This is a genomic window from Halobacterium zhouii, assembly GCF_021249405.1.
Taxonomy (GTDB): Archaea; Halobacteriota; Halobacteria; order Halobacteriales; family Halobacteriaceae; genus Halobacterium; species Halobacterium zhouii.
Genome location: NZ_CP089593.1, coordinates 2,362,128 through 2,382,666 on the forward strand (window position 1 = coordinate 2,362,128; position 20,539 = coordinate 2,382,666).

General features: G+C 65.2%; 18 protein-coding genes. 7 read left to right on the top strand and 11 right to left on the bottom strand.

Annotated elements, in window-relative coordinates; translation table 11 throughout:
- Positions 1 to 14: 14 nt before the first annotated feature.
- The 8 genes from LT970_RS12405 to LT970_RS12440 all read right to left on the bottom strand — a co-directional run bounded on the left by LT970_RS12405 (position 15) and on the right by LT970_RS12440 (position 10,420).
- Positions 15 to 1,010, bottom strand: coding sequence for a ribonucleotide-diphosphate reductase subunit beta (locus tag LT970_RS12405; protein WP_232686789.1), 996 nt, complete (start codon positions 1,008 to 1,010; stop codon positions 15 to 17).
- Positions 1,010 to 3,451, bottom strand: coding sequence for a ribonucleoside-diphosphate reductase subunit alpha (locus LT970_RS12410; RefSeq protein WP_232686790.1), 2,442 nt, complete (start codon positions 3,449 to 3,451; stop codon positions 1,010 to 1,012). The genes LT970_RS12405 and LT970_RS12410 overlap by 1 nt, the downstream gene beginning before the upstream one ends.
- Positions 3,452 to 3,626: 175 nt before the next feature.
- Positions 3,627 to 3,959 carry a hypothetical protein gene (locus LT970_RS12415; RefSeq protein ID WP_232686791.1) on the bottom strand — a complete coding sequence of 111 codons (333 nt, stop codon included), beginning with the start codon at positions 3,957 to 3,959 and terminating at the stop codon, positions 3,627 to 3,629.
- Between the two features lie 49 nt (positions 3,960 to 4,008).
- A complete protein-coding gene (locus LT970_RS12420) occupies positions 4,009 to 4,860 on the bottom strand; it encodes an ABC transporter permease (RefSeq protein WP_232686792.1) in 852 nt (283 codons plus the stop codon).
- Entirely contained in the window at positions 4,857 to 5,819 is a 963-nt protein-coding gene (locus LT970_RS12425; RefSeq protein ID WP_232686793.1) for an ABC transporter ATP-binding protein, read from the bottom strand. The genes LT970_RS12420 and LT970_RS12425 overlap by 4 nt, the downstream gene beginning before the upstream one ends.
- A 114-nt stretch (positions 5,820 to 5,933) precedes the next feature.
- Positions 5,934 to 7,997 carry an excinuclease ABC subunit UvrB gene (gene uvrB, locus LT970_RS12430; protein WP_232686794.1) on the bottom strand — a complete coding sequence of 688 codons (2,064 nt, stop codon included), beginning with the start codon at positions 7,995 to 7,997 and terminating at the stop codon, positions 5,934 to 5,936.
- A gap of 48 nt (positions 7,998 to 8,045) precedes the next feature.
- Positions 8,046 to 8,204 (bottom strand): hypothetical protein, encoded by a 159-nt coding sequence (locus tag LT970_RS12435; protein ID WP_232686795.1) that lies wholly within the window; start codon positions 8,202 to 8,204, stop codon positions 8,046 to 8,048.
- Between the two features lie 563 nt (positions 8,205 to 8,767).
- Positions 8,768 to 10,420 (bottom strand): DNA-directed DNA polymerase II small subunit, encoded by a 1,653-nt coding sequence (locus LT970_RS12440; RefSeq protein ID WP_232686796.1) that lies wholly within the window; start codon positions 10,418 to 10,420, stop codon positions 8,768 to 8,770.
- A gap of 144 nt (positions 10,421 to 10,564) precedes the next feature.
- On the opposite strand from LT970_RS12440, the gene LT970_RS12445 reads away from it, so the two are divergent.
- Complete coding sequence (locus LT970_RS12445; protein ID WP_232686797.1) at positions 10,565 to 11,437, top strand: S26 family signal peptidase; 873 nt, start codon at positions 10,565 to 10,567, stop codon at positions 11,435 to 11,437.
- A 292-nt stretch (positions 11,438 to 11,729) separates the two neighbouring features.
- Here the strand turns inward: LT970_RS12445 and LT970_RS12450 are convergent, their stop codons facing one another.
- Positions 11,730 to 13,262 (bottom strand): Cdc6/Cdc18 family protein, encoded by a 1,533-nt coding sequence (locus LT970_RS12450; protein WP_232686798.1) that lies wholly within the window; start codon positions 13,260 to 13,262, stop codon positions 11,730 to 11,732.
- Positions 13,263 to 14,732: 1,470 nt separating this feature from the next.
- Between LT970_RS12450 and LT970_RS12455 the strand changes: the two genes are divergently transcribed.
- The 6 genes from LT970_RS12455 (at position 14,733) to LT970_RS12475 (ending at position 19,280) form a co-directional block, all read left to right on the top strand.
- Complete coding sequence (locus tag LT970_RS12455; protein ID WP_232686799.1) at positions 14,733 to 15,377, top strand: Era-like GTP-binding protein; 645 nt, start codon at positions 14,733 to 14,735, stop codon at positions 15,375 to 15,377.
- 2 nt (positions 15,378 to 15,379) lie between these two features.
- Positions 15,380 to 15,769, top strand: coding sequence for a DUF2073 domain-containing protein (locus LT970_RS12460; RefSeq protein WP_232686800.1), 390 nt, complete (start codon positions 15,380 to 15,382; stop codon positions 15,767 to 15,769).
- A 28-nt stretch (positions 15,770 to 15,797) separates the two neighbouring features.
- On the top strand, positions 15,798 to 16,562 hold the full coding sequence (locus tag LT970_RS12465; RefSeq protein WP_232686801.1) for an OapC/ArvC family zinc-ribbon domain-containing protein: 765 nt from the start codon (positions 15,798 to 15,800) through the stop codon (positions 16,560 to 16,562).
- 234 nt (positions 16,563 to 16,796) lie between these two features.
- Positions 16,797 to 18,332 (top strand): MATE family efflux transporter, encoded by a 1,536-nt coding sequence (locus tag LT970_RS12470; RefSeq protein WP_232686802.1) that lies wholly within the window; start codon positions 16,797 to 16,799, stop codon positions 18,330 to 18,332.
- Between the two features lie 91 nt (positions 18,333 to 18,423).
- Positions 18,424 to 18,510, top strand: a complete 87-nt coding sequence (locus LT970_RS14715; protein ID WP_432419615.1) for a hypothetical protein — start codon at positions 18,424 to 18,426, stop codon at positions 18,508 to 18,510.
- The gene (locus LT970_RS12475; protein WP_232686803.1) at positions 18,510 to 19,280 is read left to right on the top strand and encodes a DUF7089 family protein; all 771 of its coding nucleotides are present in this window, start codon (positions 18,510 to 18,512) and stop codon (positions 19,278 to 19,280) included. Before LT970_RS14715 ends, LT970_RS12475 begins: the two co-directional genes overlap by 1 nt.
- 55 nt (positions 19,281 to 19,335) lie before the next feature.
- On the opposite strand, the gene LT970_RS12480 is transcribed toward LT970_RS12475, so the two are convergent.
- Complete coding sequence (locus tag LT970_RS12480; RefSeq protein WP_232686804.1) at positions 19,336 to 19,914, bottom strand: DUF7090 family protein; 579 nt, start codon at positions 19,912 to 19,914, stop codon at positions 19,336 to 19,338.
- Between the two features lie 73 nt (positions 19,915 to 19,987).
- A complete protein-coding gene (locus tag LT970_RS12485) occupies positions 19,988 to 20,425 on the bottom strand; it encodes a DUF2391 domain-containing protein (RefSeq protein WP_232686805.1) in 438 nt (145 codons plus the stop codon).
- Positions 20,426 to 20,539 lie beyond the last annotated feature (114 nt).

The following is a 20,539-nucleotide window of genomic DNA, read 5'->3' on the forward strand; positions in this document are numbered from 1 at the left end:
CACTACGGTTCTCGTCAGTCCCAGTCGAGCGCGCCGCCCTGCTGGTACTCCGAGACGTTGCGCTCGAAGAAGTTCTTCTCCGCGTTCAGGTCGACCTGCTCGGTCATCCACGGGAACGGGTTCTCCGTGCCGTAGACGGGGTCCATGCGGAGTTGCTGGAGGCGACGGTCCGCGACGTACTCGACGTACTCCGCGAACTGCTCGCTGGACATGCCCAGGACGTCCTCCGGGCAAGCCTCGTGGGCGTACACCTGCTCGAGGTCGACGGCTTCCCGGATCAGGGACTCCATCTCGGCCTCGAATTCGTCGGTCCAGACACCCGGGTGTTCCTCCCGAACCTGGTTGATCAGGTCGACGCCGAAGTTCAGGTGCAGCGACTCGTCGCGCATGATGTACTCGAACTGCTCGCCGACGCCGACCATCTTCCCGCGGCGCTTCAGCGCGAGCATCATCGCGAACCCCGCGTAGAAGAAGATGCCCTCCATGATGACGTAGAACCCCACGAGGTCCCGCAGGAACGCCCGGAGGTCGTCGTCCGTCTCGATGGTGAACTTGGGGTCGTCGACGGCGCGCGTGAGGTCAACGACGAACTCGTCTTTCTCCGCGATGCTCGGGATGCGGTCGTACATCCCGTACATGTACTCGGGGTCGAACCCGAGGCTGTCACAGCAGTAGATGAAGGTGTCCGTGTGGACGGCTTCCTCGTAGGCCTGTCGCAGCAGATACTGCCGGCACTCCGGTGCGGTGACGTACTCGTAGATGGCGAGCACGAGGTTGTTCGCGGTGAGGCTCTCGGCCGTCGAGAAGAAGCCGAGGTTCCACTCCACGAGCTGGCGTTCGGCCTCGGTGAGTTCGTCGTTGTTCCACTGGTAGACGTCGTCCTGCATCGCCACCTCCTCTGGCGTCCAGTTGTTCGCGACACCCTGCTGGTAGTACTCGCGCGCCCAGTCGTAGTCGATGGGGAGGATCTTGTTCGGGTCGTGTTCAGCGTCCGAATCCAGCACCGGCATCACTGACACACCTCGCAGGTCGGGTCCTCGACGCTCGGCAGGTCACCGCGGTCACCACCGGACTCGTCGTCCGGGTCGTCCTCCGCGTCGCGGAACTGGGTGTTCTCGTACTCCTCCATGTCCAGGGTCGTCTTCTCGAGTTGACTCGCGCCGAGGGTGCGCAGGTAGTACGTCGTCTTCAGGCCGAGTTCCCACGCGGTCTGGTAGACGTCCGAGAGCAGGTCGCCGTCGGTTTCCGGGAAGAAGACGTTCACCGACTGGCTCTGGTCGATCCAGACGCCGCGGCGAGCGGCGAGTCGGAGTTGGTGGCGCGGGTCGATTTCGAACGCAGTGCGGTAGAGCTCCTGCATGTCGTCGGGAATGGCGTCGAGTTCCTGCACGGAGCCGTCGTGGTACGTGAGCCTGTCGCGCAATTCATCGTCCCAGAGGCCGCGTTCCTCGAGGTCCGCGACGAGGCGGTCGTTCACGACCGTGAAGTCCCCGCTCATGTTCGACTTCACGTAGAGATTCGAGTAGACGGGTTCGATGGACGGCGACGTGCCAGCGATGGTGGAGATGGTGGCGGTGGGCGCGACTGCCATCGTGTTCGAGTTCCGCATTCCGTGCTCGGCGACGCGCTCGCGCACGCCGCTCCAGTCGAGGCGCTCCTCTCGGGACACCGGAATCTCGCGGCCGCGCTCCTCGGCGAGTAGGTCGACCGTGTCCTGCGGAAAGACGTCACGGTCCCACTTCGACCCCTCGTAGCTCTCGTACGTGCCCCGCTCGGCGGCGAGACCCGCGGACGCGTCGATGGCGTGGTACGCGACGAACTCCTGTATCTCGTCGGCGCGGTCGAGCGCGTCGCCGCTCGCCATCGGCACGCGTAACTGCTGGAGCGCGTCGTGGAACCCCATCACGCCGAGACCGACCGGCCGGTGGCGCATGTTCGAGCGCTCGGCGTCCTCCGTCGGATAGAAGTTCAGATCCACGACGTTGTCGAGCATCCGCATCGCCGTTTCGACGGTGTCGGAGAGCTGTTCGCGGTCGAGTTCGCCGCCGTCGCCGTCTTCGTCATCCGCCACGTGGCGCGCGAGGTTCACGCTGCCGAGGTTGCAGACCGCGGTCTCCTCCTCGGAGGTGTTCAGCGTGATCTCCGTGCAGAGATTCGAGGAGCGAACCGTCCCCGCGTGGTCCTGTGGCGAACGCACGTTACACGGGTCCTTGAACGTGAGCCACGGGTGGCCGGTCTCGAAGAGGCGCGTGAGCATCGTGCGCCAGAGGTCGCTCGCCTCGACGCGCTCGAAGTTCTCTATCTCCCCCTCGTCGGCGAGTTGCTCGTATTCGCGGTAGCGCTCCGCGAAGTCGCTGCCGTACAGTTCGTGGAGGTCGCCGGTCTCCTTCGGGGAGAACAGCGTCCACTGCTCGTCGTTCTGCACGCGCTCCATGAACAGGTCGGGAATCCAGGCTGCCGTGTTCATGTCGTGGGTGCGGCGGCGGTCGTCGCCCGTGTTCCGGCGGAGGTCACAGAACGCCGGGAAGTCCAGATGCCAGCACGCGAGGTAGGCAGCGGCCGCTCCGCGGCGCTTCCCGGAGCGGTTGATGGCGGCGGTGACGTCGTTCGAAATCTTGAGGAACGGCACTGTGCCCGTGGACTCGACGCCCGTAGATTCGATGAGCGACCCGGCCGCCCGAAGGGGCGTCCAGTCGTTCCCGAGGCCGCCGCTCCACTTCGAGAGCTTCGCGTGTTCCTTGTACGCGTCGAAGATGCCCTCGAGGTCGTCGGGGACGGTGGTGAGGTAACACGAGGAGAGTTGAGCGTGCGTGGTGCCGGCGTGGAACAGCGTAGGCGTCGAGTGGACGAACCGCAGCGAGGAGAGCGCGTCGTAGAACTCGATGGCGTACGCCTCGCGTTCCTCGGGGTCCTCGCGGAGCGCGACGCCCATCGCGACGCGCATCCAGAACGTCTGCGGGAGTTCGAAGGGGTCCTCGTCGGGTTCCCGGAGGAAGTACCGCTGTCGGAGCGTGTCCATCGCCATGTAATCGAGGCGGTCGTCGCGCTCCGGTCGGATGGCGTCCGTGAGTCGTTCGAGGTCGTAGTCGGCCATGCGCTCGTCGAGCAGGTCGGCCTCGAGACCCCGCTGGATTCCCTCACGGAACGCTTCTCGGTAGGCGCCCTCGCGGTCGGCGGGGTCGTAGTCGTCGACAACGCGGCGTTCGAGGCGCTCGCGAAGGACGCGGCCGGCTACAGACTTGTACGCGGGGTGGCGGTCGATGCGGCCGGTGAGCGCGCCGAGCAGTGCGTCGTACAGTTCGTCGGTACTGGCTCCGTCGTAGGCGTTGCGCTCGGCCTCCTGGAGTACGCGTTCGCGGGCGTCTCCGTCGACGATGTCGCCGTATCCGTCGCTGGCGCGGTCGAGCGCTCCGGCGAGCAGTTCGGTCGTGTCGGCAGTGGTCTGACTCATGATGGGTCGCGCCGAGCGCCACCGCTGGACGTGGCTGCCGCTATCGGTCAGAGCGGCGGCGAGCGGGACGCTCGGTCGTGTTCCGTCACATTCGGGCCGGCCGAATAAAGCTTACCAACAGTGGTTTCAGAAACACAATCTGATTTGTATTCGGTGCTGTTCGCGGTGGAGAACGCTACAGGACCAGCACTCGAACGAGCATGAACACGCCGACGAGCGAGTAGACGACCATCATCGCGCGCATCGTGGCGTGCTCGGGGATGGGGCTGTTCAGGTACGCGCCGATCTGTCCGCCGACGAAACAACACAGGCCAGCGGCGAACCCGAAGCCGAACGGAACCGTGAAGCTGTGGCCGCTGAACTCGGGCGGCGCGAACCCGAGGAGGAGCAGGTTCGTGACGAGCGCCGCGACGATGGTGCCATGCAGGACGAGCGCGCTCGTCCCGGCGTTCGCGGTGCTCGTCGCACTCGACCTGGCGTTCGGTGCGGTGGCCGTCGCCCTGCTCACGCGAGCGACGAGTTCGAGCGTCGAGTAGGCGGGAGAACAGCAGGCGCCGTCAGCCGAGTTCCGAGCGGCGGAACGAAACGTACCCGAGGAGCATCGAACCGGCGCCCCAGGCGAACATCACGAGCGAGTTGAACCAGAACTTCGCGTACAGTTTGTCCGGGGGGTTCCCGACCTGCTGATTGAGGCCTTCGTACGGCGTGGGGAACAGCCCCTGGTAGACGATTTGGGTGCTGAACAGGTACGACGTGGCCGGGGAGAGCGACCGGATGAACGTCCGCGTGTCGTTCGCGATGGTCGTGCCCAGCAGGTCCGCGGCGGTGTCGAGCAACGCCGGGAGTCCGATGACGGGGAGGAACCCGAACCAGAACGGAACGAGGAGGAAGTACGCCCCGAACACGCCGAGCATCGCGCGCGACCGACTGGCAGTGGCCGCCGAGATGCCGACGTAGATGCCGATGAAGGAGAACGCGAACAGCGACGACACCAGCGCGAATCGGAGGAACCGCATCGGAGCGGGGAACTCGACGAACGTGGCGGCGGCGAGCGCGAAGCCGACGGCGACCGCGGTGACGACCGCAGCGAGTGCGACGCCGAGGCGGGACGCGAACTTCCCGAGGACGTACTGCGTCCGGGAGTTCGGGAGGCCCATCGCGTACTTGATTGCGCCGGTGTCGCGGTCGCCCGCGATGGAGAGGTACGCCAGCGGCGCGAGAATCAACGGGAACACGAGGAACTGGAAGAACGACACGTCGAACAGCGTCCGATAGGGGTGGTCGTAGATGCTCATCTCGGACGCGAAGATGAGGGCGACGAGCGCCGCGAACGCGCCGATAACGCCGAGCACGACGTACGACCGTCGCGCGTTCTTGAAGTCGTCGCGGGCGACGGTGTAGAGGCTCACGCGTCGTCACCTCCGGGCACGGCAACCGGCGTCTCGCGCGCCGGCGGTGCGTCCCGTTCCGTGGAACCCGTGTACTGCTCGAACAGCGCTTCGAGCGAGGCGTCCTCGATGGTGACGTCGGTGACCGTGGTGGCGTCGTCGAGGCGCCGGAGGACCGGCATCTTCGCCTCCCGACGCGTGCAGGCGACGCGAACGGTGTCGCCCGCAGTCGTCACCTCGCGCACGCCGCTGACGGCGGCGACGTTGCTGGTGTCGGGCACCGAGTCGACGGTGGCTTCGACGACGGACTCGGCGTCGATTCGCTCGCGGAGGTTGTCGATGGTGTCCACAGCGGTCATGCGGCCGTCGTTCATGATGCCGACGCGGTCACACACCTGCTCGACCTGCCCGAGCACGTGACTGGAGAAGAACACCGTGGCGCCGCGCGCCTGCTCCTCGCGCACGATCTCCCGGAGGAGTTTGACGCCCTTCGGGTCGAGGCCCGACGACGGTTCGTCGAGGATGAGGAGGTCGGGGCTGCCGACGAGCGCGATGGCGAGCGCGAGGCGTTGGCCCATCCCCTTCGAGTAGCCGCCAGCGGCGCGGCGCGCGGCCTCCGCGTCGAGACCGACCCGGTCGATCAGTTCGTCCGGGTCGTCGTCGGCGTTCTTCGTCTGGATGGCGGAGACGACGTGTTCGCGGCCTGTGAGGTTCTCGTACAGCCCGAATCCCTCGGGGAGCAGGCCGACGCGCTGGCGGACCGCTCGGGAGTCGCTGGCGGCGTCCATCCCCAGTACGGTGGCGACGCCGTCGCTCGGGTTCAGGAACCCCAACAGCATGTTGATGGTCGTGGACTTCCCGGCGCCGTTCGGCCCGAGGAACCCGAACACCTCCCCCTCCTCGACCGTGAGGTCGAGGTCGTCGACGGCGACGAGGTCCTCGAAGCGCCTCGTCAACCCCTCCGTTTCTATTGCGGACATGTCAGTCCGTCCTGTCCGGGTTAGTATCAAGGTGCCGGAGAGTCTCACCGGGTTTTTACCAAGCGAGACAGTTCCACACGATTCGTTTCGTCGTCCCCGACAGACGCCCGCTGGCTACCAGTCGTCGGGTTCGGGGGCGACCCCGTCCGCGTCGCCGTCGTCACCGCCGAGGTCGTGCTCCTCGCGGAGTTCCCGGATGCGGTCCCGGAGGTCCGCCGCGAGCTCGAACTCGAGGTTGCCCGCGGCGGCGTCCATGCGCTCCTCGAGTTCGTCGACGAGCACCGCGGCCTCCTGGGCGTCCGCAGGGCCGTCCTCGGAGACCGAGGCGGTGTCCGATCCCGACCCCGGGAGATTCGTCTCCGAGACCTCCTTCTCGATGGTGGTCGGGGTGGTGCCGTGCTCCTCGTTGAACTCCCGCTGGATGCGGCGGCGGCGCTGGGTCTCGTCGATTGCCTCCTGCATCGCGTCGGTCGTCTCGTCGGCGTACAGGACGACCTCGCCTTCGACGTTGCGCGCCGCCCGTCCCATCGTCTGGATGAGTGACGTGCGGGAGCGCAGGAATCCCTGCTGGTCGGCGTCGAGGATCGCTACGAGGCTGACCTCCGGGATGTCCAGGCCCTCGCGAAGGAGGTTGATGCCGACCAGCACGTCGAACTCGCCGAGTCGGAGCCCCCGCACGAGTTCGTGGCGTTCGAGCGTGTCCGTCTCGTCGTGCATGTACTCGACGGCGACGCCGGCTTCCTCGAGATACTCGGTGAGGTCCTCGGCCATTCGCTTCGTGAGCGTCGTGACGAGCGTGCGCTCGTCGTTCTCCGCCCGCTGGTTCACGCGCTCCAGCAAGTCCTCGACCTGTCCGCTGGCGTCCGCGACCGAAATCTCGGGGTCCACGAGGTGGGTCGGACGGACAATCTGCTCGACCACGTTCGCGGACTGCTCGCGCTCGTAGTCGCTCGGCGTCGCGGAGACGTACAGCGTCTGGTCGGTCTTCTCGTCGAACTCGTCGAAAGTCAGCGGGCGGTTGTCGTACGCCGTCGGCAGGCGGAAGCCGTTCTCCACCAGGCTATCCTTCCGGGACTTGTCGCCCGCGTACTGGCCCTTGATCTGGGGGACGGTGCGATGTGACTCGTCGATGACCGTCAGGAAGTCGTCCGGGAAGTAGTCCAGGAGCGTGTACGGCGCGTCCCCGGGTTCGCGGTCCGAGAGGTACACCGAGTAGTTCTCGATGCCCGAACAGTAGCCCGCTTCGGCCATCATCTCCAGGTCGAAGGTGGTGCGCTCCTCGATTCGCTGGGCCGCCACGAGGTTGCCGTCGCGCTCGAAGTGCCGGACGCGCTCGTGCATATCCTCGCGGATTTCCTCGATGGCGCTCTCCATCTCGTCCTCGGGCACCGAGTAGTGCTCCGCCGGGTGGAAGAGGACCGCCGGCTCCTCGCTGACGACCGACCCCTCCACGGGGTCGAGTTTCGCCATCCGGTCGACCTCGTCGCCCCAGAACTCCACGCGCACGGGATAGCGCCCGTACATCGGGAACACCTCGACGGTGTCGCCGCGAACGCGGAACGTGCCCTGCGTGAAGTCCACGTCGTTGCGCTCGTAGTTCAGGTCCACGAGGCGCGCGAGCAACTCCTCGCGTTCGATGGTCTGCCCGCGCTCTACGCGCAGGGACATGTGCTCGTAGTTCTGCGGGTCACCGAGACCGTAGATGGCCGACACCGACGCGACCACGATGACGTCGTCCCGCGTCAAAAGCGAGCGCGTCGCGGAGTGACGCAGTCGGTCGATCTCGTCGTTGATGGAGGCGTCCTTGTCGATGTACGTGTCCGTCTGCTCGACGTACGCCTCGGGCTGGTAGTAGTCGTAGTAGGAGACGAAGTACTCCACGGCGTTGTCCGGAAACAGGTTCTTGAACTCGTCGTACAACTGGGCGGCGAGGGTCTTGTTGTGCGCGATGACCAGGGTGGGTTTCTGTATCTGCTCGACCACCCAGGAGACGGTGTTCGTCTTCCCGGAGCCCGTGACCCCGAGCAGTGTCTGCTCGTCTGCATCGTCCTCGAACCCGGCGGCCAGTTGTTCGATGGCGTCTGGCTGGTCGCCGGCGGGGTCGAACGGGGCGTCCACGCGGAACGGTACTTCCGCCTGCGGGTCGTCCGGCTGGAGGGGGCCGCTGGCGTCGCTCATTGTCTCCGTCTAGGCACGGAGGCACTTGAGGAGCGTGCTACCGGCGGGTCAGTCGTCCACCTCGAAGGGCAGGTTCGAGGAGTCCTCGGCGACGACCCACCAGTGGACGTCGCGCTTCGGGTGACGCTTCTCGACGTGCTCGCGGAGGCCCTGTCTGTCCTCGAAGTCGCGCCCGCAGAGGTTACAGCGGTGGTGGTGTTTCGGCATACCAGTACAAACGTCAGCGATTCTATTACTCGTATCGGCGCGAGCGACGACGGCCGACTCGTCCGGCAGGAAATACGGACGCCACCGACGCCACGTGGTTGTGTGATTGCGAACAGACGGCGGAATGGTTCGCTCGCGGGTCGTTCCTCCCCGCTCGCGTTGACGTGGTTCTCACTCGCTACGCTCACGGGTCACTCTGTGCCCCGTTCGCAGTTCCGTGGTTCTCGCTCCTTGCGGTCGCTCCGAACCACGCACTCGTTCCGAACCACGCTATCGCAGGCCGGGTCGCCGTACTCCCGCCTCGGCCGACCTACGCTGGCTGTCAACGCATGGCCGGGGTTGGTCCCGCCCTCGTACTTGAACCTACGCAGCCGGTAGCCGCCAGCGTCCGCGAGTGAGCGGCTTGAAAAGCCCGATCGGAGCGGTTCACTGCGCGAACGGAGTGAGCGCAGGCCGACGACTGAACGGAGCGAGCGCAGCGAGCGAAGTGAAGGAGGAGTGCTTTTTCCCCAAGTTTTTGCAAGCGAGGGGCGCGGAGCGCCCCGAGCGCTGGAAAAAGTGGGCTAGCGGAACTTCCTGACCGTCACGTCCAGCGTATCCAGGTCGAGGATCGGAGCGGTGGCAACGTCGGGCTGGATGTTGACGGATTCCTGGAAAGCGGTCTGGTGTTGCCAGCAACCGGAGTTCACCAGGCGAACGTTGTGGTAGCCGCCGACGCCGAGTTTGTGGACGTGGCCGGTGTGGAAGACGTCCGGCACCTCGTCGATGACGAGGTAGTCCTCTTTTTCGGGCGCGAGGCGGGTGCGGCCGCCGAACTGCGGGGCGACGTGGCGCTTCTTGAGGAGTTGCTCCATGGCTTTGTGCGGAGCGTCGTAGGAGACGTCCTCGCCGGGGTGTTCGGCGATGACCTCGTCGATGGAGACGCCGTGGTACATCAGAATATCGACGCCCTCGACGGTGACGGTGGAGGGGTTGCCGGTGATGGTGGCGTCGTGGGCAGACATGATGTCCCGGAGTTCGTCGTCGAAGGCGGGCTGGGGTTCCGCGAGACGGACGGTGTCGTGGTTCCCGGGAATCATCACGATCTCCATGTCGCCGGGAACGTCCTTGAGGTGTTCTGCGAACGTCTCGTACTGCTCGTAGATGTCGACGATGTCGAGTTCCTCGTCCTGGCCGGGGTAGACGCCGACGCCCTCGACCATGTCGCCCGCGACGAGGAGGTACTCGACGGGGTCGGCTTCCTCGGTGTGGAGCCAGTCCGCGAACGTCGTCCACTCGCGGCCGGCGAACTCCTGGCTGCCGACGTGGACGTCGGAGACGAGCGCGGCCTGGACGTGGCGGTCGGCGGTGTTCGGCTCGTGCGTGCGCGGGATGTCCGGGAAGTAGAGTTCGTCGACGAACAGGATGCCGCCGTCCGAGGAGAGCGACCCCTCGACGGCGATGACCTCGTCGGTGAGGAGTTCGTCGACGTGCGCGGCGATGTCGCGGTCTTTCATCACGAGCACGGGGAACACGCCGTTTGTGTCCTCGAGTTCCACGAGCCAGTGCCCGCTCGCTGTGGAACGGACGTCGTTGACCATGCCGACGGTGGCGGCCTCGCTGCCGCCGGGCATCGAGTGAAGCGCGTCCGTCGGGCGGTGGTTGACGCGCCCGCGGAGTTTCTTCGAGAGGCGCTCGTAGCGGTCGCGGAACGTCGCGACGAAGTCCTTGTACTCGCCGGTCCCCGTGGATTCGCCGGTGATGTCGCCCGCGATGTCGAGATTCTGGTGGCCGGCGTCTGCGTCGGCGTTCGCGTCGCGAGTGCGCTGCTGGGACGCGCTGCCCGTTCCGCTATCGACCTTTGTCGATTCCTCCGCTCCAGTTTCAACCCCTGTCGTTTCACCTGGAGAACGCCCCCCAGTGTCCTGGTTATCGTGAGAATTGTTTCCACGGGAACTAGGGGTGTTCGCGGCGCTGGCTGACTCACCACTCGGGGATTCGGCGACGCTTCCACCCGCGCCAGACGCCGTTGGCCCGCGGGATTCCGCGCCGCCGACCGCTTCGCGGACGTGGTCGACGGTCAGCGTGAGCGCGTCACTGGGCGCGATGTCCACCGCCCGCTCGACGGCGGCGGCCGGTTCGTCGGCGTTCGCGAGCAGCGTCACCGCCTCGCGTTCGGCGTTGTAGCCGCGGCTCGTGAGTTCCCTAACGACGCGAACCGGCGGCTCCAAAGGCACATCAACTGGAAAGTAGACAGTCAGCAAAAGTATGGCGGTCCTGAAGAGCCGGTTACGGTCTGGTGAGTGGGCGGTCAGCTGCCACAGTGGCCGTCGGTAGCCAGAGGGGAAGGTTGAAACGCGCCACCGTCCAACAGAAAATGAATGACGACAGGCGACGACGTGCCTGACCCCAGCGGCGGTCCGCGGGCCGTGCTCGGCTGGTTTCTCCACACCGAACACACCGCTGTCGTGTTCTTCCGCGAGGCCGCCAGCAGCGCGCTCGCCGTCGGTATGGTCGGGTTGATCCTGTTCGCCGTGAGCGGCGTCTGGCCACCGCTCGTCGCCGTAGAGAGCGGGAGCATGGATCCGAACCTCCAGAAAGGAGACCTCGTGTTCGTGATGGAGGAACACCGCTTCAGTCCCGAGTACGCCCACCAGGGCACCGGCGTCGTCCCGTATCAGGTCGCCGACGACCACGACTACTGGAAGATCGGGGGGTACGGCGACGTCATCGTCTACGAACCTTACGGGCGGAACGGCCAGACGCCCGTGATACACCGCGCGAGGTTCTGGGTGAACGACAGCGAGAACTGGTACGACGAGGCGAACCCGAAGTACGTCGACGCCTCCTCGTGTGAGGAGCTCGCGAACTGCCCCGCGCCCCACGCCGGGTTCATCACGAAGGGCGACAACACCGTGACGAACGACTACTACGACCAGGCCAAGGGTATCTCCAGCCCCGTCAAGCCGTCGTGGATCCGCGGTACGGCGGAGTACCGCATCCCGTGGCTCGGCTGGGTCCGACTCGCGTTCTCCGGCGCCGCGACGCCACTCCAGGTGCCTGCGACGACGTCGCTGCAGACGTCCACAGCGACACCGTTTCAGGCATCAGTCACGATTCCACCCCAGGCGTCAGTCACAATGCCACCTCGGACGCCTGCCGTCGACGCTGGAGTGAGAGAGCGGTCGACGCTCGACACGGCCTCGCTCTCCCACGGCGCTCTCGACGGTTCCACACGGGAAGTCTCCGCGTGACAGTGCTCACCGCGTGACAGTGCTCTCGGCGTAGTTCCAGGAACGTTCTGTTCTCAGCCATCGACGCCGTCGGATTCGAGGTAGTGTTCGGGGAAAGGACGCTACATTCCAGACCACACTGCCGACTCGACCCGGTGGAGTTGGGTGGTTCTCCAGTCGAAATAAGGGGGTTTCTAGGAAACTAGAGATTTCACGCGACCACGACGGGAAGATCGCCGACCACCCCCTGGTTTTCAGGAAGTCGATCCGCGGCGCGACAGCCAATTCCGGAACGGCGGCGTTCAGCCGGCGTTCAGTTCTCGAAGCGCGCCTGCACGAACGGGGTGACGTTCTCGATGTCACCGAGACGGGAGTCGGCCTCGAGGACCGCCTCCGTCTCCTCAATGGGTACCGAGAGCGAGATCTCCTTCGTGCGACCGTATCGGCCCTTCGAGACGACCACTGCGTTCACGATGCCGAGCATGTCCAGTTCAGAGATGAGGTCGGTGACGCGGCGCTGAGTGAGCACGTCGGCGTCGATCTCGTCACAGAGCGTCTTGTAGATGTTGTACACCTCGCCCGTGTTGACGTTGTGGACGCCGTTGTCCTCCAGCAGGAGGATGGCGTAGAGGACGAGTTTGCTCTGAGTCGGGAGCGTTCGCACGACCTCGACCACGCGGTCCAGTTCGATCTTGTCCTGTGCTCTCCGGACGTTCTCCTCGGTCACGAGGTCCGCCTGGTCGCGCTCCGCGAGTTCGCCCGCGGTCCGCAGCAAGTCGAGCGCGCGCCGCGCGTCCCCGTGTTCCTGTGCAGCGAACGCCGCGCACAACGGGATAACGTCCTCCGTGAGCGCGTCGCCCTTGAACGCCACCTCCGAGCGGTGCTGGAGGATGTCCCGAAGCTGGTTCGCGTCGTACGGCGGGAACACGATCTCCTCCTCGCCGAGTGAGGACTTGACGCGCGGGTCGAGGAAGTCGGTGAACTTCAGGTCGTTCGAGATGCCGATGATGGAGACCCGCGAGGAGTCGAGTTCCGAGTTCATCCGGGAGAGATTGTACAGCGTGTCGTCCCCGGACTTCTCGACGAGTTTGTCGATCTCGTCGAGCATGATGACGGCGACGCGCTCGACGTAGTCGACGGCGTCGAAGAACGTCGCGTACACGCGGTCGGTCGGCCACCCCGTCATCGGGACCTCCTCCATGTCGGCCTTGTCCTGGAGCAAGGACTCGATCTGTTCATCGACCTCGTCGACGCTGTCGAACTCCGTGTCTTCGAGTGGAGCGAGGTCGGTGCTCTCGGGCGTATCCGAGTCTGGGTTCGACGCGTCGGTTCCCGAGGCATCGGATTCGGCCTCGTTGCGGAGGTCCTGAAGTTCTTCCACGCGCGCGTCGATCCAATCGTGGTTCTGCTCGATGAACGTGTTCGCGAGCTGCGCGAGCACCCGATACTGGGTGTCTGTCACCTCGCAGTTGATGTACTCGACCTCACAGGGAACCTCGTACTTCTGAGAGGTCTTCTCGAGTTCCTGGCTGACGAACTTCGCACTCGCCGTCTTCCCCGTTCCGGTCTTCCCGTAGATGAGGACGTTCGACGGCGTCTCGCCGCGGAGTGCCGCAACGAGAATCGTCGCCATGTTGTTGATCTGTTCTTTGCGATGTGGGAGTTCGTGTGGCGTGTACGACGGCCGCAACACCTCCTTGTTGTCGAAGATGGGTTCGCCGCTGAGCAGGTCGTCGAACAGGCCGTCGTCGCCCTCGTCCTCGTCGTCGTCGAGAACGTCGTCGAGGTCGACGTCGAAGTCCCTGTCGGCCCTTCGTCGTTCCGCTGGCGTCGGTTCGTCTGACATGTATCGTCTCCGTACCCCCTTGTTTCGAGTGGAAGACGCGGACGGGAGAGAGCAAGCCACAGAACGGCGCGAACGGCGTGTTCGCGTCGTCGTGGCGAATGCCGCGTCCACTTGATGCAGATGAACCAATGGAAACGAGAGTGACTAATAAGTTTCGGTAGATTCGGCGAAGCGGGAGATTCGCAGTAAGGAGAGCTTACGACCGGGTGGGAGAGAGTGCATGCCACGGTTCGAAGTGGAGGATTCGTTCCCGACGTTTTCGGGTCGAGCGGTCGCTGAGACGCGGGGAATGAAACCTGAACAACAGGATCGAAACGCGCAGCGGTTTCCAGCGAAGGTCCAGGCCCGATTGTCGAGTTCAACTGGGACTGTCCTTTCCCGGAATTCATCCTTCCACCGAGATTCGTCCTTTCACCGAAATTCGTCCGCCAACCCCTCCGTTTCGAATGCGTCGGAGGTGGGCGCGCTTGCAGAGGAAGAGACAACCGGGGCCATCGAAGGCTGAATCGGGATTGGTAGAGATTGAGGAGCGGATCGACAATGAGAGTTGTCGACCGATTCGATAGCTGTGCCGAGTTCGGTCTGCTGCTGAGTGTGAACGGGCTTCTGGTCGATAGAGCAGGATGGAGAGCGTAACGAAGGGGAGGATGTCCGAGTGTGTTTATTCTGTGTTCCACACGAAACAATGGGGTAGTGGTGGCGGATGGGGCGGGACCCCCCACCCCTTCGTTTCGAGTGGAACGGCACAGAACCCCACCCGGCCAAAAACCGGTAATAAAATGGAGAAGGTTTAATACATATACTGTAAAACAGGAACCGTAATACAGGACTACCCGTTTGTTGATGGAGAGAAGCGGTCTAGTTCTAGTTCGGTTTCTGCTGATATTTTGCTTGCCGTTCTGATGACCGCCCGTCTCTCGCTGGCTTCCACCCGAAACGAAGGGGTAGGGGCGGGTATCGTCCGCTGTTATCTTGCCCGTCTGTGGCTCCTACTCTCGTACTCCCTTCTCTCCCGGCCCCTGTCCAGATTCCAGTCCCGGGACCAGTCCTGATCCTGATTCCGGTACCAATCCTGATTCCGATCTTGGTTCCAGTTTCATGCTAATCTTCGCCTCTGTCCCGTACTCACTCTCTCCCTGTCCCGCTCTCTACTCATTCTCGCCCTCTACTCGTCCCTGCTCTCTACTCGTCCCTGCTCTCTACTCGTCTCCGCTCTTTACCCGTCCCCGCTCTCTACTCGTCTTCGTCCTCACCCCGTACTCACCTCCGACCGTCTCCGTTTCCTGCTACCAGATTGTCGTTCCACTCGAACAGCAGGGTCGTCTGATGGAGTCGTCTCCTCCAGTCCTGTCCAGTATCCAGCCGTTACCTGTCTGACGTAGGTTTAAGGATACTCGCCGGATGTTTCCCAGTAACCGTCCGCATACTGCGTCAAACATACAAGGCGCGGGGTGCGTATGGAGGTCAAGGATGGGACTGTTCGCAGAACTCAGAGACAGCATCTCCCGGGTCACGGCGAGCCTCTTCGACGACGACTCGGAACCGAAACGCATCGGAATATACGGCCCGCCTAACGCGGGTAAGACGACGCTAGCGAACCGCATCGCTCGCGACTGGACCGGCGACGCCGTCGGCCCGGAGAGTCACATTCCGCACGAGACGCGCCGCGCGCGTCGAAAGGAGAACGTCGAGATCGAGCGCAACGGGAAGACCGTCACAATCGACATCGTCGACACGCCCGGCGTGACGACGAAAGTCGACTACTCGGAGTTCCTCGACCACGACATGGAGAAAGACGAGGCTGTGCGTCGCTCCCGCGAGGCCACGGAAGGTGTCGCGGAGGCGATGCACTGGCTCCGCGAGGACGTCGATGGCGTCATCTACGTTCTGGACTCCACGACGGATCCGTTCACGCAGGTGAACACGATGCTCATCGGCATCATCGAGAGCCGAGAGCTGCCCGTGCTCATCCTCGCGAACAAGACCGACCTCGACGGCGCGAACATCCAGCAGATCTCGAACGCGTTCCCCCAGCACGAGACGATTCCGCTCTCGGCCCTGGAGGGCGAGAACATGGACGAGGTCTACGAGAAGATCGCGGAGTACTTCGCCTAATCATGCCTGAGATCACGAACGGTGACGGCGAGGACGGCGTCCAGATCGATCTCATCAGCGGCGACCGTATGGCCGGGAAGACGTCGATGGAGAAGATCCGGATGATCTTAGACGGCGTCCGAGACGGCAAGATCGTCATTCTGGAGGCCGGATTGACGCCCGACGAGGAGTCGAAACTCATCGAGGTGACGATGAGCGAGATCAACCCGGACGGCTTCTCCGGCATCGAGATCGAGAGCTTCCCGCAGTCCGAGACCAACGATACGAGTCTGCTCGGTCGGCTGATGGGTCGCGAGTCGACCTCGAAGCTGACGGTCATCGGGCCGGCGAACCAGATCCAGTCCCTGCACAAGGACGAGACGCTCATCAGCGCACTCATCTCACGCAAGTAATGTCCCACACGTTCACCCAACTCACGTAATGCCTCACCAGTGTACGAACTGCGGGCACGTCTTCAACGACGGCTCGAAGGAGATGCTGTCGGGGTGTCCGGACTGCGGCGGGAACAAGTTCCAGTACCACCCCGGCGAGGTGCCCGAGGAACCCGGAGACACGGAACCCTCCGAGCCGCCAGAACCGGAAGGGGGGTCCGTCTCGAGTGCGGTCGGACGCGCGGCGAACCGGGTTCGTGACGCCGTGACGAGCGATCAGACGGCTGTCCGAGGAAATTCTCCACCGGAAACGGAGGGGGTCTCTGGTGGTGCCGTGAGCGATTCGTCGCCGACTGCTGGCGACGAGAGTGCGAGTGCGTCCAGCGAGCGGTCGAATGCGTCCGCGCGCTCGAGTGGAGGGGCCGACGGCGAAGAGCCGAGTGCGTCCGCAGACCAATCGGACGCGTCTGGGAGCTTAGACGCGCCCGAGAGCTCAGGCGCGTCCGAGGAGGACATCGCGCAGGCGAGCGCGCGAAGCGACGTCGTCGACCGGAACTCCCTGCCGGACGCTTCACAGGACGGGCGCGTCGTCAAGGAACCCGACGACCCCGAGGACCGCCCCGACATCGATTCGCTCCGGGCGGAACTGAACGACCAGTTCGAGTCCATCCGCATCGTCGCACCCGGACAGTATGAGCTCAACCTGATGGAGCTGTACGACCGCCAGGAGTACATCATCGCGCTCCAGGAGAACGGTCGGTACGTCATCGAGGTGCCGGACGCCTGGGACGCGCCGGAACCGGGCGACGAGTAGCGAACAGTCATTGTTTGCCGACGCGGCAACCGACCAACCGCTCTCCACCCCTTCTTTCGAGTGGAACGTTCCGTTTTGTGCTCGAAACGGTGCGGTGACTACGTTCGCGGACACGAGACACCGGGCCAGTTTGTGGAAACGAAACGGTGGGATGAGCGGCCAGCGGACACGAAACGGCGAGTGATTTGCCGCGTGCCGAAGTTGTTTTCCGCCGCGGAACCCCCCTTCCGATAGATGCGTCTTCGCCAGCGAACCCGGTCGGCCCTCGCCTCCCTCGCCGCGGTGTTCGCGGCGCTCTCCAGTCGAATTGGGGCGTTGCTCGCAGCGTTCCCCGCGCTACTCGCTCGACTCGGCGTGCTCGACCGCGAGAAGGGCGAGGAGGCCTTCGACCTGGCGGTTCCCGCGATGGTCACCGGTGGCCTGCGGACCCTGCTCCGCACCGCGGACTTCCTGATGGTGAGCGTCGCCGCCGGGTCGACGGCCGTCGCCGCCCTCGAGTTCGGGTTCCAGTACTACTTCATCCCGTTCGGTCTCGCACTCGCGCTCACGAGTGGCACCATCAGCGTCGTCTCCCGACTGAAGGGCGCCGAGGACGACGTCGGCGCGGACTTCGCCATCAAGCAGTCGCTGTGGCTCTCCGTCCTCATCTCCGTGCCGATCACGGTCGGGACGTGGGTGTACGCGGACTTCCTCGTCGGCCTGCTCGCCCACGACCCACAGACCACCGCACTCGGCGCCGACTACCTGCGCGTGGTGATGCTCTCCGTGGCGTTCCGGTTCTGGAGCATGACCGCGGCGCGAGCGCTCGCGGGCGCGGGCGACACCCGCACACCGATGTACGTCCGCCTGGTGACGCTCCCGACGAACATCGTGTTGAACGCGTTGCTCATCTTCGGCCTGCTCGGCTTCCCGAAACTGGGCGTCGTCGGCGCGGCGTGGGGGACCGCGGCCGCGAACACGCTCGCGGGCGTGGCGTTCTTCGCGGTCCTGCTGTCGGGTCGATGGAGCGTGCAGTTGCACCTCGGCGGGAAGCAGTGGGACTGGGCGGTCGCCAGGGAGATCGTGCGCGTCGCGCTGCCGCTCGCCGGTACGCGACTCTCACGGACGCTCGGCCGGTTCCCGTTCCTGTTCGTGCTCGGCGTGTTCGGACCGACGGTGGTCGCGGCGTACGCCATCGCGCGCCGCGTGATGTTGCTCGCGCTGATGCCCGCGTGGGGGTACTCGACGGCTTCCTCGACGCTCGTCGGTCAGCGCCTCGGTGCGGGCGACCCGGACGAGGCCGCCGAGTACGGGTGGCAGACGCTGCGCATCGCGCTCGCCACCCAGTTACTCATCGGCGCGGTCATCTTCGCCGCGGCGACGCCCATCGCGCGGGCGTTCGACGCCGGCAACCTCGAGCTCACGGTGACGTTCGTGCGCGTGTTCGGCCTCGGCGTCGCCGCCTTCTCCGTGTCTCGAACGCTGCGCGGCGGCTTGCGCGGCGCGGGGGACACCCGGTGGCCGTTCTACGGCGGCATCATCAGCACGTACGTGGTGCGCCTTCCACTCGCGTTCGTCGCCCTCCCGGTCGGGTTCGCGTTCACGTTCGGTCCGCTCTCGCTCGGGCCGCTGGCCATCCCCGCGCTCTCGTTCTCGCCGGGCCTGGGTTTCGGTCTCGTGGCCATCTACGCGGCCATTCTCGGGGACATGTACGCGCGTGCGGCGGTCAACCTGGTGCGTTTCAGGTCCGGCGCGTGGCGGGCGTACGGCGCGCCGGCGACGGCGGACTAGGCCAGCCTGTGACACCGTATCACGCTGCGAGCCACTGGCATCACGCCGCGAACCACTATCGTCAAGTGCGAGCGGCGCGCACACTCGGGCAATGAGCACGGCAACGAAACTCGTCGTCGGAACCGTCGGCATCGCCGCGCTGCTATCGGTGTTCGTTCTCTTCACGCTCGTCGGGTGATGTTCTCGGAGCGCGACCTCACGGACGACCTCGCGGGCGTCCGCGACGCCCACGCACCGGGCGCAGTCGTGCTGGACTGCGAGCGGGACTTCGAGACGCTCCCGGCGGCGAACCGCGACGACCTCGCGCTTCTTACCGACGCCATCACGCCCCACCACTACGACGAGGCGTGGCTCCCCGGGGACGCGCCCGAACTCCTCCGGCGACTCACCACCACCGACTTCCTGGTGGGGGCGCCGGGCGACGGGTCGGTCGCGTGGACCACTCAGACCGACCCGCCGGTGGTCTTCGTGAAGGCGCGCACCGAGGGGACCCCGGAGTCGTTCGTGGACTTCCTCGTCGCGGAGGCACTCGTCGAGGCCGGCCTCGACCTGCCGGAGCAGTTTCTGGGCTTCTTCGAGGAGCAGTATCGCGATTTCGACGCGGCCTGCGATCTGGACCCGGCTACCGTCTACCAGTTGGCCGTCGCGTGCCTCGACGCGTACCGGGGCCTCCACACGCGCGAGGTGTTCCGCGAGTGGGACGACGAGTTCCCCGCCCTCTACGACGCGTGGGTGGACGCCGGCGAGCGGATCGCGCCGCGACTCGAGGATCTTCCGCGGGAACTCGCGCGCGAGGAGACGTCGTTCTCGGACGCCACGGAACTCGCGGTCAGCGGCGTGAAACACGACCTCGAGTTACCGGCGCCGTTCGCGGCGCTGGACACGCTCGCGTACCGGAAGCACGGCGCCGGGTACGCCGTGAAGTGGGCGGAGAAGGTGTTCGAGTGACGGCAGTGGGTGGATGCGGTGCGGATGTCGAACTGGCGCCGCTCGTTTTTCGCGGTCAGTAGTCGGCGGTGACGGTGCCGTCGTCGTCGAGTTCGATGACGAGGTCGCTGGCGTCCTCGAAGCCCGTGATGGTGTCGTCGTCGTGGACCTCACGGGAGACGTGGACGAGCGCGACGGCGTCGTGTTCCTCGAGGAGGTCGCCGAGGCGGACGAGTGCGTCGAGCGCGCGCTCTTCGTCGGCGTAGTACGCGAGTTCGGTCAGCGAGTCGAAACTCACGCGGCGTTTCCCGGGGTTGTCGCCGAGAAACCGCTCGACGGACGTGAGGATGCCGTCGACGTCGTCTGGTGCGGAGACGTAGTGGATGTGGGCCGCGCCGCGCCGGGAGTAGCCGCGCTCGACGCTGAGCGTGTCGAGGATGTCGGCCTTCTCCTCGTCCACGCCGTAGTGTTCGAGTTTCTGGGTCACCTCGCGGGCTGTGGTTCGCGTGGAGACGACCAGGAAGTGGTCGGTGTCGGTCTTCAGGAAGTCGGTGTCGATGCGGTCCGTCTCGCCGGTGCTCGGGTGGAGGAGCAACACGACGGTGCCGCCGGGGACCGTATCGGGTGCGCCGTCGATGGCGAGGTCGTAGTCCATACGGCGGATACTCGCTCGCGTCGTCTTAATCTTGCGGGGTACGGTGTCTCGCAGTACAGGGTGTTCTCTCCGGTCAGAAGACGCTGTCCGCGGTCGCGGCGCCGACGACGCTGAAGATAGCGCCGACGGCGGTCGCTTTCACGGTGAGGAGTGCGAGCGTCCGTGCGTCGGTTGCGACGCCGATGTTCTCCGCGAACGTCAGCGGCGCGTTGAACGCGAGCGCGAGCAGGAGGACGGAGCCGAACGCCACGCTCATCAGCGAGACGAACCGCACGGGGATTCCCACGACGTCGACCTCTCGGTCGGGGTCACGGTCGTCGTCGGCCTTGTACAGCGCGCCGTAGCCGATGCCGAAGATAATGACGAGCGTGAGGAGGACGTGGTACCACGCCATCTCGTTGGCGAGCACCCACACCTCCTCGGTGACGACGAACGGGCCCGCGAGCAGGAACCCGCCGACGAGCTGCTGGGCGGTGTCCGCGAGCGCGTAGCGCTTCTTCCGACCGACCATACCCGCAGATTGTGGGGGGACGGGAAAACGTCACCGGGTAGTGGAGTGTTCGGATCGTCTCGCGGTGGGGTTGTATTGTCCTGCGGTTGGAGTACTCGGATCGCCTCGCGGTGC

Coding starts and splice junctions, on each gene's coding strand:
- LT970_RS12435 (WP_232686795.1), bottom strand. CDS start 8,204: ATGCCGAAACACCACCACCGCTGTAACCTCTGCGGGCGCGACTTCGAG.
- LT970_RS12410 (WP_232686790.1), bottom strand. CDS start 3,451: ATGAGTCAGACCACTGCCGACACGACCGAACTGCTCGCCGGAGCGCTC.
- LT970_RS12425 (WP_232686793.1), bottom strand. CDS start 5,819: ATGTCCGCAATAGAAACGGAGGGGTTGACGAGGCGCTTCGAGGACCTC.
- LT970_RS12450 (WP_232686798.1), bottom strand. CDS start 13,262: ATGTCAGACGAACCGACGCCAGCGGAACGACGAAGGGCCGACAGGGAC.
- LT970_RS12480 (WP_232686804.1), bottom strand. CDS start 19,914: ATGGACTACGACCTCGCCATCGACGGCGCACCCGATACGGTCCCCGGC.
- uvrB (WP_232686794.1), bottom strand. CDS start 7,997: ATGAGCGACGCCAGCGGCCCCCTCCAGCCGGACGACCCGCAGGCGGAA.
- LT970_RS12455 (WP_232686799.1), top strand. CDS start 14,733: ATGGGACTGTTCGCAGAACTCAGAGACAGCATCTCCCGGGTCACGGCG.
- LT970_RS12405 (WP_232686789.1), bottom strand. CDS start 1,010: ATGCCGGTGCTGGATTCGGACGCTGAACACGACCCGAACAAGATCCTC.
- LT970_RS12475 (WP_232686803.1), top strand. CDS start 18,510: ATGTTCTCGGAGCGCGACCTCACGGACGACCTCGCGGGCGTCCGCGAC.
- LT970_RS12470 (WP_232686802.1), top strand. CDS start 16,797: ATGCGTCTTCGCCAGCGAACCCGGTCGGCCCTCGCCTCCCTCGCCGCG.
- LT970_RS14715 (WP_432419615.1), top strand. CDS start 18,424: ATGAGCACGGCAACGAAACTCGTCGTCGGAACCGTCGGCATCGCCGCG.
- LT970_RS12465 (WP_232686801.1), top strand. CDS start 15,798: ATGCCTCACCAGTGTACGAACTGCGGGCACGTCTTCAACGACGGCTCG.
- LT970_RS12485 (WP_232686805.1), bottom strand. CDS start 20,425: ATGGTCGGTCGGAAGAAGCGCTACGCGCTCGCGGACACCGCCCAGCAG.
- LT970_RS12445 (WP_232686797.1), top strand. CDS start 10,565: ATGACGACAGGCGACGACGTGCCTGACCCCAGCGGCGGTCCGCGGGCC.
- LT970_RS12460 (WP_232686800.1), top strand. CDS start 15,380: ATGCCTGAGATCACGAACGGTGACGGCGAGGACGGCGTCCAGATCGAT.